This is a genomic window from Shewanella sp. SR43-4 (assembly GCF_014163845.1).
GTDB lineage: Bacteria > Pseudomonadota > Gammaproteobacteria > Enterobacterales > Shewanellaceae > Shewanella > Shewanella vesiculosa.
Genome location: NZ_JACJEB010000019.1, coordinates 68,490 through 83,479 on the forward strand (window position 1 = coordinate 68,490; position 14,990 = coordinate 83,479).

12 protein-coding genes and 1 pseudogene are annotated in these 14,990 nt (G+C 40.2%); 6 read left to right on the forward strand and 7 right to left on the reverse strand.

The features are described from left to right. Positions 1 to 9: 9 nt before the first annotated feature. Positions 10 to 1,839 carry a glutamine--fructose-6-phosphate transaminase (isomerizing) gene (glmS, locus tag H5123_RS17955; RefSeq protein ID WP_124016595.1) on the forward strand — a complete coding sequence of 610 codons (1,830 nt, stop codon included), beginning with the start codon at positions 10 to 12 and terminating at the stop codon, positions 1,837 to 1,839. A 360-nt stretch (positions 1,840 to 2,199) separates the two neighbouring features. Here glmS and H5123_RS17960 read toward each other — a convergent pair whose 3' ends face one another. Next, positions 2,200 to 2,697, reverse strand: a complete 498-nt coding sequence (locus H5123_RS17960; RefSeq protein ID WP_182698836.1) for a fasciclin domain-containing protein — start codon at positions 2,695 to 2,697, stop codon at positions 2,200 to 2,202. Between the two features lie 588 nt (positions 2,698 to 3,285). Between H5123_RS17960 and H5123_RS17965 the strand changes: the two genes are divergently transcribed. Beyond that, the gene (locus H5123_RS17965) at positions 3,286 to 4,650 is read left to right on the forward strand and encodes a DUF4397 domain-containing protein (RefSeq protein WP_182698837.1); all 1,365 of its coding nucleotides are present in this window, start codon (positions 3,286 to 3,288) and stop codon (positions 4,648 to 4,650) included. A gap of 98 nt (positions 4,651 to 4,748) precedes the next feature. Here H5123_RS17965 and H5123_RS17970 read toward each other — a convergent pair whose 3' ends face one another. The 3 genes and pseudogenes from H5123_RS17970 to H5123_RS17980 all read right to left on the reverse strand — a co-directional run. Beyond that, positions 4,749 to 5,882, reverse strand: a complete 1,134-nt coding sequence (locus H5123_RS17970; RefSeq protein ID WP_182698838.1) for a hypothetical protein — start codon at positions 5,880 to 5,882, stop codon at positions 4,749 to 4,751. 726 nt (positions 5,883 to 6,608) lie between these two features. After that, entirely contained in the window at positions 6,609 to 7,802 is a 1,194-nt protein-coding gene (locus H5123_RS17975) for a class I SAM-dependent rRNA methyltransferase (RefSeq protein ID WP_182698839.1), read from the reverse strand. A 603-nt stretch (positions 7,803 to 8,405) separates the two neighbouring features. Further along, positions 8,406 to 8,561 (reverse strand): annotated as a pseudogene (locus H5123_RS17980) (histidine kinase); the annotation flags it as partial. Positions 8,562 to 8,787: 226 nt separating this feature from the next. Between H5123_RS17980 and H5123_RS17985 the strand changes: the two are divergent. The 3 genes from H5123_RS17985 to H5123_RS17995 all read left to right on the forward strand — a co-directional run bounded on the left by H5123_RS17985 (position 8,788) and on the right by H5123_RS17995 (position 11,410). Next, positions 8,788 to 9,963, forward strand: a complete 1,176-nt coding sequence (locus H5123_RS17985; protein WP_124016600.1) for a porin — start codon at positions 8,788 to 8,790, stop codon at positions 9,961 to 9,963. Positions 9,964 to 10,073: 110 nt separating this feature from the next. Next, complete coding sequence (locus tag H5123_RS17990; protein WP_182698840.1) at positions 10,074 to 10,607, forward strand: FMN-binding protein; 534 nt, start codon at positions 10,074 to 10,076, stop codon at positions 10,605 to 10,607. 41 nt (positions 10,608 to 10,648) lie between these two features. After that, positions 10,649 to 11,410: a PepSY-associated TM helix domain-containing protein gene (locus H5123_RS17995; RefSeq protein WP_182698841.1), complete on the forward strand. Its 762-nt coding sequence runs from the start codon at positions 10,649 to 10,651 to the stop codon at positions 11,408 to 11,410. Positions 11,411 to 11,478: 68 nt separating this feature from the next. On the opposite strand, the gene H5123_RS18000 is transcribed toward H5123_RS17995, so the two are convergent. The 3 genes from H5123_RS18000 to H5123_RS18010 all read right to left on the reverse strand — a co-directional run bounded on the left by H5123_RS18000 (position 11,479) and on the right by H5123_RS18010 (position 13,256). After that, positions 11,479 to 11,700, reverse strand: coding sequence for a DUF2061 domain-containing protein (locus H5123_RS18000; RefSeq protein WP_182698842.1), 222 nt, complete (start codon positions 11,698 to 11,700; stop codon positions 11,479 to 11,481). Between the two features lie 196 nt (positions 11,701 to 11,896). Further along, positions 11,897 to 12,811, reverse strand: coding sequence for a 1,4-dihydroxy-2-naphthoyl-CoA synthase (locus H5123_RS18005; protein ID WP_182698843.1), 915 nt, complete (start codon positions 12,809 to 12,811; stop codon positions 11,897 to 11,899). Positions 12,812 to 12,908: 97 nt separating this feature from the next. After that, positions 12,909 to 13,256, reverse strand: coding sequence for a hypothetical protein (locus tag H5123_RS18010; RefSeq protein ID WP_182698844.1), 348 nt, complete (start codon positions 13,254 to 13,256; stop codon positions 12,909 to 12,911). Positions 13,257 to 13,332: 76 nt separating this feature from the next. On the opposite strand from H5123_RS18010, the gene ccoG reads away from it, so the two are divergent. After that, on the forward strand, positions 13,333 to 14,760 hold the full coding sequence (gene ccoG, locus H5123_RS18015) for a cytochrome c oxidase accessory protein CcoG (RefSeq protein WP_124016619.1): 1,428 nt from the start codon (positions 13,333 to 13,335) through the stop codon (positions 14,758 to 14,760). Positions 14,761 to 14,990: the final 230 nt, after the last annotated feature.

Here is a 14,990-nt window from a genome sequence, read left to right on the forward strand (position 1 = left end):
GAAACTAACATGTGTGGAATCGTAGGCGCTGTTGCGCAAAGGGATGTTGCAGAAATTTTAGTCGAAGGCTTACGCCGTCTTGAATATCGTGGTTATGACTCAGCAGGTATTGCTGTCATTCATCAAGGTGAGCTAAGCCGTACTCGTCGTGTAGGTAAAGTACAAGAGTTGTCATCTGCACTTGAGATCACCCCTCTAAGTGGTGGCACCGGTATTGCTCACACTCGTTGGGCAACACACGGTGAACCAACAGAGCGTAATGCACACCCACATTTATCTGAAGGTGATATTGCCGTTGTTCATAACGGTATAATTGAAAACCACAGTAAATTGCGCGAGAGATTAAAAGGTTTAGGTTATGTGTTCTCATCAGACACAGATACCGAAGTGATTTGTCATCTTGTTCATCATGAATTAAAAACAGCCGCGAGCTTATTAGTCGCAGTTCAAGCGACGGTTAAGCAACTTGAAGGTGCCTATGGCACAGTTGTTATCGACCGTCGTGATAGCGAACGCATGGTTGTTGCCCGCAGTGGTAGCCCATTGGTTATAGGTTATGGTCTGGGTGAAAACTTTGTTGCCTCAGACCAACTTGCATTGTTACCGGTAACGCGTTCATTTGCATTTTTAGAAGAAGGTGATGTAGCAGAAATTACCCGTCGTCAAGTTAACATTTTTGATGTTAATGGCAACGCTGTTCAGCGCGAAATGAAAGAGTCTGAAGTGACTCATGATGCCGGTGACAAAGGTGAATACCGTCACTACATGTTGAAAGAGATTTACGAACAACCAACTGCGATTGCGCATACTTTAGAAGGTCGTATTGCGGGTGGTAAAGTATTAGATTCAGCTTTTGGTGAAAATGCCGCTGAATTTTTAAAAGATATTAAACACGTGCAAATTATTGCCTGTGGTACCAGTTATCATGCTGGTATGGCCGCGCGTTACTGGTTAGAAGACTGGGCTGGCGTATCATGTAACGTCGAAATTGCATCTGAGTTCCGTTACCGTAAGTCGCACCTGTTCCCAAATAGCTTATTAGTGACGATTTCACAATCTGGTGAAACAGCAGATACTTTAGCGGCAATGCGCCTAGCAAAAGAAATGGGCTACAAAGCCACTTTAACCATCTGTAACTCTGCAGGTTCATCGTTAGTTCGTGAATCGGATATGGCTTACATGATGAAAGCAGGCGTAGAAATAGGTGTCGCATCAACCAAAGCCTTTACTGTGCAACTTGCTGGCTTGTTAATGTTAACCACCGCTATTGGCCGTCATAATGGCATGTCTAGTGAAATGGAAGCGGCTATTACTCAAAGCTTGTTATCAATGCCAGCTAAAGTGGAGCAGGCGCTTGGCTTAAATGATGCTATTGCTGAATTAGCAGAAGACTTTGCTGACAAACAGCATGCATTATTCCTAGGCCGTGGTGATCAATACCCAATCGCGATGGAAGGTGCATTAAAACTCAAAGAGATTTCGTATATTCACGCCGAAGCCTATGCCTCTGGCGAACTAAAGCACGGCCCATTAGCCTTGATTGATGCTGATATGCCAGTGATTGTGGTTGCGCCAAACAATGAGTTACTCGAAAAGCTTAAATCAAACGTTGAAGAAGTGCGCGCCCGTGGTGGGTTGATGTATGTGTTTGCCGATGTCGATGCAGAATTTGAGTCAGACGACACAATGAAAGTTATCCAGGTTCCCCATTGTGATGCGTTCATGGCACCATTGATCTACACCATTCCATTGCAGTTACTGTCATATCATGTGGCATTAATTAAAGGTACTGATGTCGACCAACCTCGCAATTTAGCAAAATCAGTTACGGTTGAGTAAGGCTTTGATTTAATTTTAAATTTAATTTAACGGCTTCTTGGGAAGCCGTTTTTATTGGCTATAACACTGTAATAAAATAATTGATCATTTATCGCTTTAATTGTGAATCTGTCTATCTCTATGTTAATTATCGGCAAAGGATAAAGTCACTAACATTGCCAATAATGCTATTTAACGAGGATGAGGTTTATATCAATTGGATAAAATAAATTTACCGGCTAATGTGTAAAGTGAACATCATCGCTTCTGACATCAAGATGATAATTTTAATTGACCATTACAGTGTCGGTGAGATTGCATTTTTATAATTGAAAAATCAGGGGCGTGACATAAAACCAACGCCCCATCATTACTTAGCGATTACTTAGGTAACAGTACGGTATCAATTACATGGATCACACCGTTGCTAGCTTCAACATCTGTCATGATTACTTGTGCATTATTTACCATAACATTACCGTCTTTTACTTCAATGGTAACAGCTTGTCCTTCAACGGTAGTTGCGCTATCTAGGTTAACTACATCAGCAGCCAGCACTTTGCCTGAAACAACATGATAAGTTAGTACTGCAACAAGTTTATCTTTGTTTTCTGGTTTAAGAAGCATTTCTACTGTGCCTTCAGGCAACTTTGCAAACGCATCATCTGTTGGCGCGAATACTGTAAATGGACCCTCACCTTTTAATGTTTCAACAAGTCCTGCTGCTTTCACTGCTGCAACGAGAGTATTAAACGAGCCATTTTCAGCAGCGACATCAACGATATCTTTTTTCATACCATGATGCTCTGCATAAGAAACTGTCGAGAACGCTAAACTAGCAAGGATAATAGCGATGATTGTAGTGAATTTATTTAACATTATATTTTCCTTTTTTGAGTGCATACCATTTTTGAGTTCAGCGTTAGTTACGCATTCGTTAATTAATGAGATCAGTTTTTATTTTAATAAACTAACGAGGTGAACTTGCAAAATAGTCGATACTAAAAGATCAAGCTACGCTTCACAGCATCAAGCTCGTCGATAACAACATTTTATTTTAATGTGTAAAGTAGACTTGCGTGGTAAGTAGAGTTACATCAATGATTGATATTTTTACAGTTTAATTGTGTCAGTGACAGGTGATTAACTAATTGATAATAATGTTTATGTTGGTTTTTTTGTGGTGAGGCTAATAAGTCTAAACGTTAGGCTAGCAGTATTAACACTTCTTACCATCCGCTCTCTATAATGATGTTTGCGATATTGTGCCGCGGTTATTTTCATCATAGCCAGCATTCTTTTTAAAACAGCTAGCGCTAAATTATTATTTGTGCATATTTTATATTGGCATCAAATATTTATATCTTTTTATCTGAAAAGTTAATTATTTGTGTGTATTTTTTTTGAACCAGCAAATAAATCACCCCGTATAGAAATCGGTCACAATACTTAATGAGGATTTCTAAAATGAAACGGATTTACCCTTTTGCACTGTGTGTTTCTTTAATTGGTTTAACAGCCTGCTCTGACGACGATGATGTCATGGTTGTTGATCCTGTAGAGCCAGAAATTTCATTCGTACGTGTTATTCATGCTGGTAGTGATGCACCATTAGTGAATGTTGTCGCTAATGGAAATGCATTACTGTCGAAGGTGGATTACGCCATGTCTAGTGATCTAATCCAAGTATCATCGGCGACTTACGATATTAGCGTTGATGCTGTTTTGGCCGATGGTAACACTGCAACCGTGCTCGAAACCTCTCTTGATGCGCAAAGTGATATGGAATATACCGCATTGGCATTAGGGTTAGTGGCTAATGACACCCTAAATCTAAAACTGATTGCAAACCCAATAATGGACATTGCTACAGGTTACGCCAGAGTACAAGTTCTGCATGCTGCACCTGCAGCGGGCAATGTTGATGTTTATGTTACCGCCCCTGATGCAGATATTAGCGCTATGACTCCAACATTATCTGCAAACTATTTAGATGTAAGTTCGCAAATTGAGGTAGCTAATGGTGACTATCAAATTCGTATTACCGCATCAGGAATGAAAGATGTGGTATATGACTCAGGTACGGTTGCCTTAGCCGATATGCAAGATTACTTTATTAGCGCGATCCCTAATACCTGGTCTGGTGATTCACCAGTAGCATTACAAGTGTCGCTACCAGAAGGGCAAGTAATCTTAAATGATGTCAACAGCGGCGCAGATTTACGTGTTGTTCATGCTGTTGCTGACGCGCCTGCGGTGGACGTATTTGTTGACGAAGCAGTCACTCCAGCAGTTAACATGTTGTCTTTTGGTGAGGTAACGGGCTATGTCAATCTTGCTGACGGTACACATACAGTAACTGTTGCTGCGGATGCCGATAACAGTGTTGTGGTGATAGATAAGGCCGCCGTCGACTTAGATCTTGGTAAAAGTTATAGCACCTTAGCGGTAGGATCATTAACCGATAGCATGATTGAACCACTGGTGCTAGTTGAGCAAACTCGTCGCGTAGCGACTGAGGCAAAGTTAACTGTTACCCATGCTGCATATTCAGCACCAGAAGTTGATGTTTATCTTACTGCTTCTGCTGATATTACCGATGCAACGCCAGTATTAGAGGATGTACCATTTAAGGCATCTTCTGGCAGTTTAAGCGTTACGCCTGGTAATTATGTAATTACTGTTACTGTTGCTAATACTAAAGATGTGGCTATCGGTCCGCTTGATGTGACCTTAGATGCTTCGGGTATTTATGCTGTCGCGGCTGTTGATCATGTCGATGGTGGAGCGCCATTTGGAGTGATTTTATTAGACGACTTTACTGCGATGTAATATTTGCCATGTAAACCTTTAGCGGCTTATTCTTGCCAGATAAGCCGCTTTTTTGTGTGTTAATTTGTAACTTTTGAATGTGTGTCGGTTTTTTGGTGTTACCAGTTTATGGTGCAAGGATCTTGTTGGTTATTGGCTGAGATCTGTTTTGCTTGATCAATCATGTATTCTAATGCCGCCAGCTCTCCATAATCTCGATTTAACGATAACCAGTATTCGGTTCTTTTACGATTACGAAGCATCATGTTCATGGCAATATTTGCTTCTTCATTAAAAGTATCAAATGCTTTTTGTGCAGATGCATTATTAGCTAACCCTTCTGAATCATCGTATTTCTCCAACACATTATTTTGTATAGATAAACCTACTTCATTAGTTAATAACCCACCTTTAGACTCAATTAATCTTTCACTGGTTTGTAAACATATATTCAATAATGCAGCATTGTCGGTATCAGTTTTTTTGCATAACTTAACAAGTGGTGCAAAATTTGTTTTATATCTTGTAGCGGCAATACCAAGCACTGCTACTTTTAAAGATAAATCATCATTGGCTCCAGCTTCTTTAAGGGCTAAATCGACTGTAGATAAATAGTCTCCGGAATATTCGTTATAACGTTGTGATTGGAAAAATTGCATCAGCGACATTTGAGCTCTTTCTATGTTGCCAGCTTTCAGCTGATACAGTGCCATTTGCAACCACAAAGCACCGTTTTCAGTGTCAGTATCTAATGCTCTTTGCATCATTACATCATCACAGACTTTTGCTGTGGAATAGCTGCAATGTAGCATAAGGTTAAACGCTATTAACTTATTGCTTGGATATGTTTGTAATAGTTCGTCAAAATTTTCTATATCGTCTTCAATTGATTTGTTTTTGTTGATGAAAGCTGAAGCAATACGTGATTGTTGAGTTTGCTGTTGCTTAATATTGTCGAAGAAAATGTCTTTATTAGCCGAATATCTATTAAAGCTATCTTCGATTATTGGATCTGTAAACATTTCAGCTATACCATTACAACGCACCATTTCATGGGGGGATATATTTGGCGGAATACTATCAGTGTGATTTATGGTTTGCGTGTATTGAGCATTTTGTGAAGTAGATGGTTGCTGCACATCATTGGCTTTAGTTTGCATCACATTTTCGGTTGGAGTTTTATTTTCATTAAAAATAAAAATGAGTGCAACTGCAAGTAATGCTGTTCCAACAAGCATAAGTTTTTGTTTCATCAAAAAGTCCGTTTGAATATTATCAATTTATACTGCTGATTTAATAACCATTTTGCAATGAGTATTCGCTGGATATTTTTGGTTATTTGCCATTATCTATTTTTATAAACCCATCAAATGAGTGTCTTGTGTGAGCATTTGCTGCAAATTTAAACTAGATTTAGTCTAATTAAATGAATCGGCTCAACGGATAAAGAGTTAACTTGAAGCTAAAAAATAATCTCGGGTGAGAAAAACTGGCTGCTGTGACGTTATGCTTCGGTGCTGCGCTTGGTATGGCTCTTATGGTAACGAATACAGCCCCTTTTATCGCATCAATGTTGGCGGTTATTGTTGTTGGGGTTTATATCAATATAGTATCTGGTAAATGGTGATTTATTGATTAGTGTTGGTAGGTCTTAGTGAACTATTATCGAAAGGTATTCGTTCTGTATTATGTCTCACTAAAAGTAAGTCGCTCAGTATTGAAAATTTTCAGTTGGCTTTTAAGTATAGTTTTTTGCCTGTTTTGAATGAGGCTCTTCTTGTTTTATGTATTTTCATACTCAATGTTGTTTACTTTTTATCTAGAATTTAGGCTGTTTGGCATATTAATGGAGTACTTTGATTGTTAGGGTTTTCAGAGTTCTTAGCTAAGTTAGTGTGCTATCTTTTACTTTCTTTAGTTACATTAAACAAAAAAGGGAACAAATATTGTTCCCTTTTTGCTATCTTCCATTGGCTAATTTACCAGACTCTGGCAACCAAACCCTTTAGGTAATAACCTTCTGGGAATGCGCTGCTAATTGGATGATCGCTAGCTTGATGCATACGCTCAATAAACTGAACTTCACGTTTCGCATCCAAGGCAGCATCAGCAACCACTTTTTGGAATAGGTCTGACTGCATTAAGCCTGAACACGAGAACGTCAGTAATATTCCACCTGGATTAAGCAATTGCATCGCAATCATGTTGATGTCTTTATAACCGCGACATGCACCATCTAGCTGCGATTTATTGTCGGCAAACTTAGGCGGGTCGAGCACGATAACATCGAAAGTTTTAGCTTCATCTCGGTACTGGCGTAGTAATTTAAATACGTCAGCTTCGTTATAATTTACATGGTCATCATTAAGGTGATTAATCGCCATATTATCGCGAGCAGTTTGCAGCGCTAAGGTGGATACATCAACATTTTCAATACTCGCCGCGCCAGCTTTGGCGGCATACAAGCCGAAAGTACCAGTGTAACAGAAGCAGTTAAGTACAGATTTGCCTTTAACGAAACGAGCCGCCATAGCACGGTTGTCACGTTGATCTAGATAAAAACCGGTTTTGTGGCCTTTAATAACATCGACCGCAATCTTAATACCGTTTTCTTCGATGATAATAGGCATTGGGGGTAATTCGCCGTGAAGTAACCCTACGACAGGAACCAGGCCTTCTTTCTTTCTCGAGTCGACATCTGAACGCTCATAAACGGCGCAATCTGGATATTGAATCACTAGTTGTTCAACGATGGTATCGCGCCATTTTTCAGCACCAGTGCTTAATAGTTGGCAAACGAATACGTTGGCATAACGATCTATGGTGATACCAGGTAAACCGTCAGATTCTGCGGCAATTAAACGATAACCTGTAAGGCCTTGTTCGCGGATGAGTTCATCACGACCGGCTTGAGCCCTTTTTATACGTCTAGCAAAGAAGTCTGCATCGATGGTTTCTTCTTTGTCGAAGGTCCATATACGCACTTGGATTTGAGATTCTGGCGACCAGGCACCGCGTCCGAGCCAGTGCCCATCGTGCGCCACTACTTCAACAGTGTCACCAGCTTGCGGTTTGCCGCCATTGACGTTGTGAATTCCATTGGAAAATATCCAAGGGTGGCGTCGCTCTAATGAACGTTCGCGGCCAGGTTTAAGTTTAATTCTGATAGCCATGGTACTGCCTAATATAAAGTATAAGTGGAGAGTAAATTCGCTGCGCCTGATAACAACTGATTATAGGCCTTGTTCTAGGCTTATATGAGATTATCTAAGCTATATGGCTCAATTTGTGAGGGATATAAAGCTCGTGACGACAATGGGGTGATCATAGCGTGTTTTGAGTCTAAAAACCTGACAAATAATAACGCTGTAATATTAAGGTTAAGTTGACGGTATCGTTTTGTTGATATTTGGATTATGGTTTTTTCGATGGCCTTTTTATTAAAGGTTTATCATTAGGTGTACGCCGCCATAAACGTTGCTGGCTATTGCGCCTGCAAATAGTGCTGTATTAACAGATATCAGCAGGAATATTTTAGTTTGAGTGAGTTAACACTAAGGCTGAATATGTTTAACTTGTGTTGTTTCATAGCCAAATGGCCATGGGGTAAATCTGCTTGGTTAAGGTGTTGCCTTTAAAAGTGCGACATGATTATCGCCGTCCATTATCACTAATAATGACATTACTGGCCATAACGCTTTATTGGCTTTTCAGACAACAAAATTTACACGTGAAAAACGCAGAATATAGCCCTTAAATGGCAGAGCTTACTCAACTTCTGGATGGTCGTCATTTGCCGTAATATCGGCATGTTTTTCGTTGAGTAGTAAACTTGATAGGGCGATGCCACAGCCTATTTCTAGAATTCTTTTACCTTCATTGTAATCCAACATGTAGTTAGCCAGTACTAAGCTTGATGGCCAAACAATGCCTGCTGGCCGAGGATATTCTAAGTTTTATCCTATTTGGCATTCTTCATGTCAATCATCGATTATCTCGTGTCATTAAACACAGAGTGGTTGTTATTAAATATGTGACACACCTACTAAGCTTAATGATAATGGTTTGCATTAACATATTCGTTATGTATAATTCACGAAAATTTACACTACTTTACATAACACACTAGTTGTTTACATTGTCTGATCGGGATGGAATATGAAAAAAACGTTAATAGCTGCAACACTATTTAGCCTTTTGGCTAGCAATCAAGTTATGGCTTCTGATGAAACGACTGAACTACGCCAGATTATTGAGCAGCAGCAGAAAGTGCTTAAAGATCTTGAAAAGCGTCTTGAGCAAACTGAAAAACGTGTAGAGGCTACGGCTGATGTAGTAGAAGCAAGCGCATCAAGCAAGTCGGCAACCACTATTGGTGGATATGGCGAATTACACTACAACAATATTAGCAATAACCAAACTGGTGAAGACAAGAAAGAATTCGACTTCCATCGCTTTGTATTATTTGTCGGTCACGAGTTTAATAGCAGCACACGTTTTTTCTCTGAACTCGAAGTTGAGCATTCCATCGCAGGTGAGAGCCAAAATGGCGAAGTTGAGTTAGAGCAAGCCTATATCGAGCATGACTTTAATGAGATGTTTACCGGTAAAGCTGGTCTATTTTTAATGCCTGTCGGTATTATCAACGAAACTCACGAACCAACAGCATTCTACGGTGTTGAGCGCAACCCAGTAGAAAAAGACATCATTCCTGCAACGTGGTGGGAAGGGGGTATAAACCTTAATATTAAAGCGGCGCCAGGTTTAGCCTTTGATACCGCAATCACTTCTGGTTTGTATTTAGACCAAAGCTCTGGTTACAAAATCCGTAATGGTCGTCAAAAAGTTTCTGAAGCTAAGGGCGAAGATTTAGCCTATACCGGCCGTGTAAAATACACTGCGGTTCCAGGTTTGGAGCTAGCAGCAACGGTTCAGTATCAGTCAGATTTAACTCAAGGTACTGCCGATGTTGATTCTGCAGCAGCAACATTGCTTACCGCCCATGCCATTTACAGCATTGAACACTTCACTGTAAAAGCTCTATATGCACAGTGGAATATTGATGGTAAAGAAGCTGAAGCATTAGGTCGTGATAAGCAAAATGGTTTCTATATTGAGCCTGCTTACCGTATTAATGAACAGTTTGGTGTGTTTGCTCGTTATAACGAGTGGGACAACAATGCTGGTGATAGCGCCGATACTAAGAAAAAACAAACCAACGTGGGTGTTAACTACTGGTTACACGAAAACGTAGTGTTTAAAGCTGATTACGAAAATATTGGCGGCGCTGCAGATTCAGACGGTTTTAACTTAGGCGTTGGTTACCAGTTCTAATCCTGAGTATTCTCAGAGGTAAGACGCATCGATAAAAACGTTTATCGGTAAATGGGGGCCTGCAGTGTATATTGTTGGCGCCCGTATTTTTATGATGTTTGAGGGCTATTATGCAAACAATATTACGATCATATTTGATGGTATTTATGCTGGGATTAGCGGCTTGTTTGTCAGTATTTAATAGCGTTGCTGCCACACAATATCAGTCAAATGAAGCGTTTATTAGCCAAGCATTTAATGGCAGTAGTGGCGAGTCTAAGGTGCTATGGCTTGACGATGAGCTCAAACAAGCGATAGAAGTTATCTTAGCCCATCGTTTTAATAAAATGCGGCTGCGTTATTGGCTTCACAATAATACAACGGTATGGATAATGGACGAGATAGGTAAAGAATCGCCTATTACAGTGGCTATCCATGTAAAAGACAATCAAATAGAACGAACTAAAGTGTTAATCTATCGTGAAAGCCGCGGTGATGAAGTGCGTCATGATTTTTTTACTGATCAATTTAAGTCGGCCAAGCTAGATGACCAATATCAGCTTGATAAGCATATAGATGGCATTACAGGCGCGACATTATCAGTAAGAGCGTTAACTAAGTTATCGCGTATTGCATTATTACTTCATGCGCATGTGGTGCCATAAGCCCAATTTCAATTCCAGCGGATCATTTCAAGCAGGTTAGTGTGACTAAGACATCTCGACGTAATCGTTTTAGACTTAAGTTGTTACGAGCACTTCGTCCTTGGCATCGACGCTTAGGCTTAGCGAGTGCTTTATTTATCCTATTACTCGTGTTCACAGGTGTAGCGATAAATCACAGTGATGATTTTGGTTTAGACCAAACACCTGTTACCCAGTCTTGGTTACTTGATTATTATGGTATTCCAGCTCCTGCGCATGTCGCTCAGTTTTCTGCTTTAGATAAGCGTAATTTACCTGCACTTTATATTACTGATAATTTATTGTGGCAGGGAAAACAGGTTATTTTTGAAGGCCCACAAACGTTAATCAGTGCCAGTTATGCTGCCAATATGCTGGTGGCAATGGATACCAATCAGTTGTATTTATTCGATAGCGCAGGGCATTTACAAGAAACACAGAATAGCAGTACCGGTTTACCGGCTGGCTTATTAGCGCTGGCAGTAGTGGATGGTCGAGTATGGCTAAAGACAGACTCTGGTGTTTATCAAGCTGATGAGCAGTTAATTGATTGGCAACCTACTGTACCGCTCAAGCCGTTAAGTTGGCTTATGCCAAATCCTCAAGTTAATGCTGAGTTTATTCAACATGCTCGTAGTGCGCATTTAAATTGGCAACGCGTAATACTAGATCTTCATAGCGGTCGCCTATTTGGAACGTTAACAGTGTGGCTATGGGACTTGTTTGCACTAGCATTGTTGTTGGTATCATTAAGCGGTTTCTGGATTTGGTACCAAAAAAAATAATGGTAACAATGCTTTTATAATTCCATAAAGAGCGCATAAGGTGGACTAGCAAGCTCATGGTTATAACGTTAGCCCATCAAGAGTGCGGACTCTTTAGATCGCTCAGCTTGCTGCACTTTCTTTAACTCAATGTTTTTCCATACCTTGTCATGAAAGTAAAATACAACAGTATTAACGGCAGGCTCAAGCAGGGCTATGGTGCCACCGATAATAATGCTCCCGGTTAATAGGTAGGTAATCGTAAATGCGACACCGAAGTGTAAAATGGCAAAACTGAAAGTTTTTTTCATGGTTAAGTCCCCCTTGTTTATTTTTTAAATGATAACAGTTATCATTATCATGTAAAGCGGGTTAATTCGATTATTATCAATGAAAATTTCGATTACGATTATATTTCTTAATACCGAAAACAATAAAAGCCCTTAAAGGGCCTTTATGATGGCAGAAAATATCCGTTAATTTAGAGCATAACCCTATGTGCTGGAGTTAGTAATGCCAAGGAAAGCGGGAAAAATCTTGGTCGCGTTTTTCTAAAAAGGCATCACGGCCTTCTTGAGCTTCTTCACTTGCATACGCTAAGCGTGTGGCTTCACCGGCAAACAGTTGTTGGCCTACTAAGCCATCGTCGGCCATATTAAAGCCATATTTAAGCATACGCATTGCGGTAGGCGATTTAGAGTTAATCTCTTTTGCCCAAACTAATGCTTCTGTTTCGAGTTCAGCATGGGGAATCGCTCGGTTTACCATGCCCATATTAAAGGCTTCTTCTGCTGAGTAATTAAAACCAAGAAAGAAGATTTCACGAGCACGTTTTTGGCCAATCATCTTAGCTAAATATGCACTGCCATACCCGGAATCAAAACTGCCCACATCAGGGTCAGTTTGTTTAAAGATAGCGTGTTCTTTAGAGGCTAATGTTAAGTCACACACTACATGTAAACTATGGCCACCACCCACAGCCCAGCCTGGCACAACTGCAATAACCACTTTGGGCATAAAACGAATCAAACGTTGTACTTCTAATATATGAAGGCGTCCCATGCGTGCGACATCAGGCTTACCTTCCTCTGCGCCTTCATATTTATAGCCGTCTTTACCACGAATACGTTGATCACCGCCTGCGCAAAATGAGTACTGACCTTTTGCTGATGGCCCATTACCTGTTAATAGTACACATCCTACATCAGACCATTGTCTAGCATGATCTAGAGCGATAAAGAGTTCGTCTACGGTTTTAGGGCGAAATGAATTAAGGCAATCAGGCCTGTCAATGGCAATACGCACTGTACCTTGGTGTTTTGCCCGATGATAAGTGATGTCTTCAAAATTGAATCCTTCGACAAGATCCCATAAGTCTGGATCAAAAATGTCGGATACTGATTCTGTGTGTGATTGAGTCATAAAAACCTAGCCCCTATTGTAGATATTACACAAAGGCTAGGCTTATTTGATATTTAGGTCAATTTGAGAGCATAAAACCGTTAACTAACTCGAGTTATTAGATTTTATCGCAAATAAATTGTAAGTTTTCTTTGGTGAAAACCGGGTGGCGAGCACTGCTATGGCAGTATTGATCTTTAAACTCAGCTATTGCTTCATTACTGGTAAACACACCATCTAACTCACGGATCTCAATAGTTGATAAGCGTTCGTAAATTTCCGCTTTAATTTGCGGTAAGTGTTTATCAATTTTAATGATTTTTGTGCCCGTCATCGAATCAAGCTTTTTGTCAGCCTTAGTAAACATTGTTTTAATGTCATGGATTGGCTTATCAAGCTTGTCTGTTTCCGTCGCGAAATAATAAATAATTCCCGCAATTATTATTAATCCTATCCAGCCTCTCATCTTTTTATCCAATAATGTGTTATTACCTATATAATAAGCTAGTTATCGTTCAATATTAAAGCAGTAAGGCTGTAACATGACGACAGAATCTAACCCCAAGGACTTTTCTAAACAACAACGTATTAAAATCCATCAACCTGATGCCAGTAAAGCAGACCGTTTCAATCCGCGCAACCGTATTTATGTAAGAGCTGTAGATGGCTTATGGACAACGTTACGCCGTTACATGGGTTGGATTGCTATGTTGTTCTTCTTATTGTTGCCCTGGTTGCCATGGGGCGATCGTCAAGCAGTTTGGTTTCATCTGGCCGAGCAAAAATTCCATGTGTTTGGTTTAACTATCTGGCCACAAGACCTCACCTTACTCGCAGCACTGTTTATGATAGCTGCATTCGGGTTGTTTTTCGTTACTACTTATCTCGGTAGAGTGTGGTGTGGCTATACCTGCCCACAAACGGTGTGGACCTTCATTTTTATCTGGTTTGAAGAAAAGTTTGAAGGCGCACGTAATAAACGCATTAAGCTTGATCAAATGCCATGGAGCTTTAATAAGCTATGGCGGAAAACCGCTAAACATACCTCTTGGCTACTGGTATCACTATTAACAGCCACAACCTTTGTATCTTACTTTGTTCCAAGCCGTGAACTGTACATTGACATCTTTACCTTGAATGCCGGTGGTGGAATATATTTTTGGGTTATTTTCTTCACTATTGCGACATATGGTAATGCCGGATGGATGCGTGAGATCATGTGTATTCATATGTGTCCTTATGCCCGTTTCCAAGCGGCTATGTTTGATAAAAATACTTATATAGTCGGTTACGACACTCAGCGTGGTGAAACGCGTGGTCCTCGTTCTCGCAAACAAGACCCAAAAGAAATGGGCTTAGGCGACTGTATTGATTGTGACTTATGTGTACAAGTCTGTCCGACAGGGATTGATATACGTAATGGTCTGCAATACGAATGTATTAACTGTGGGGCCTGTATTGATGCATGTGATAACACCATGGAACGCATGGGTTACGAAAAAGGGTTAATCAGTTACACAACAGAAAACAAACTTGATGGCGTACAAGAAAAGGTATTGCGACCTAAGCTGGTCGGTTACGGTGTAGTGCTGACTGTGATGATATTAATATTCATTTATGCCAGCGCAACTATTGCGCCTGTTCGTATGGATGTTATTAGAGATAGAAACTCACTGTATCGTCAAAACAACCAAGGCAATACCGAAAACACCTTTACGATAAAAATTCTTAATAAGACAGAACAGCCACAAGAGTATGAGTTAAGTGTCGAAGGTCTGCCGAATGCTAAATGGATTGGCCCGCAGCACGTCTCAATCGGATCTGGTGAAGTCATCACCTTGCCAATTAGTATTGCTGTCGATCCTATCGAGCTGAAGAGAAGTATTACTAAAATCGATATTAAAATTAACGCAGTTATAGACGGTAGCCCAATAGAAATAAAACAGGAAACTCGATTCTTTGGTGATTAGAACCGAGCAAAATAGGCAAAAAAGGGGCTGGTAGTCCCTTTTTTGTTCATTTCGATTGAAAAAACACCTCTCAGTCATGTTTTTGCAATATTTAGCATTTTTATGCTTGCACAAAATCTTGTGGTGCCTATAATGCGCATCCACTGACACGGCAGACAGCGAAAGCGGTTACCGAGTTGGGTTGAGTTAAGTGGTTCATATCACTGGATTCAAGGCGAAAAGAAAGTTTG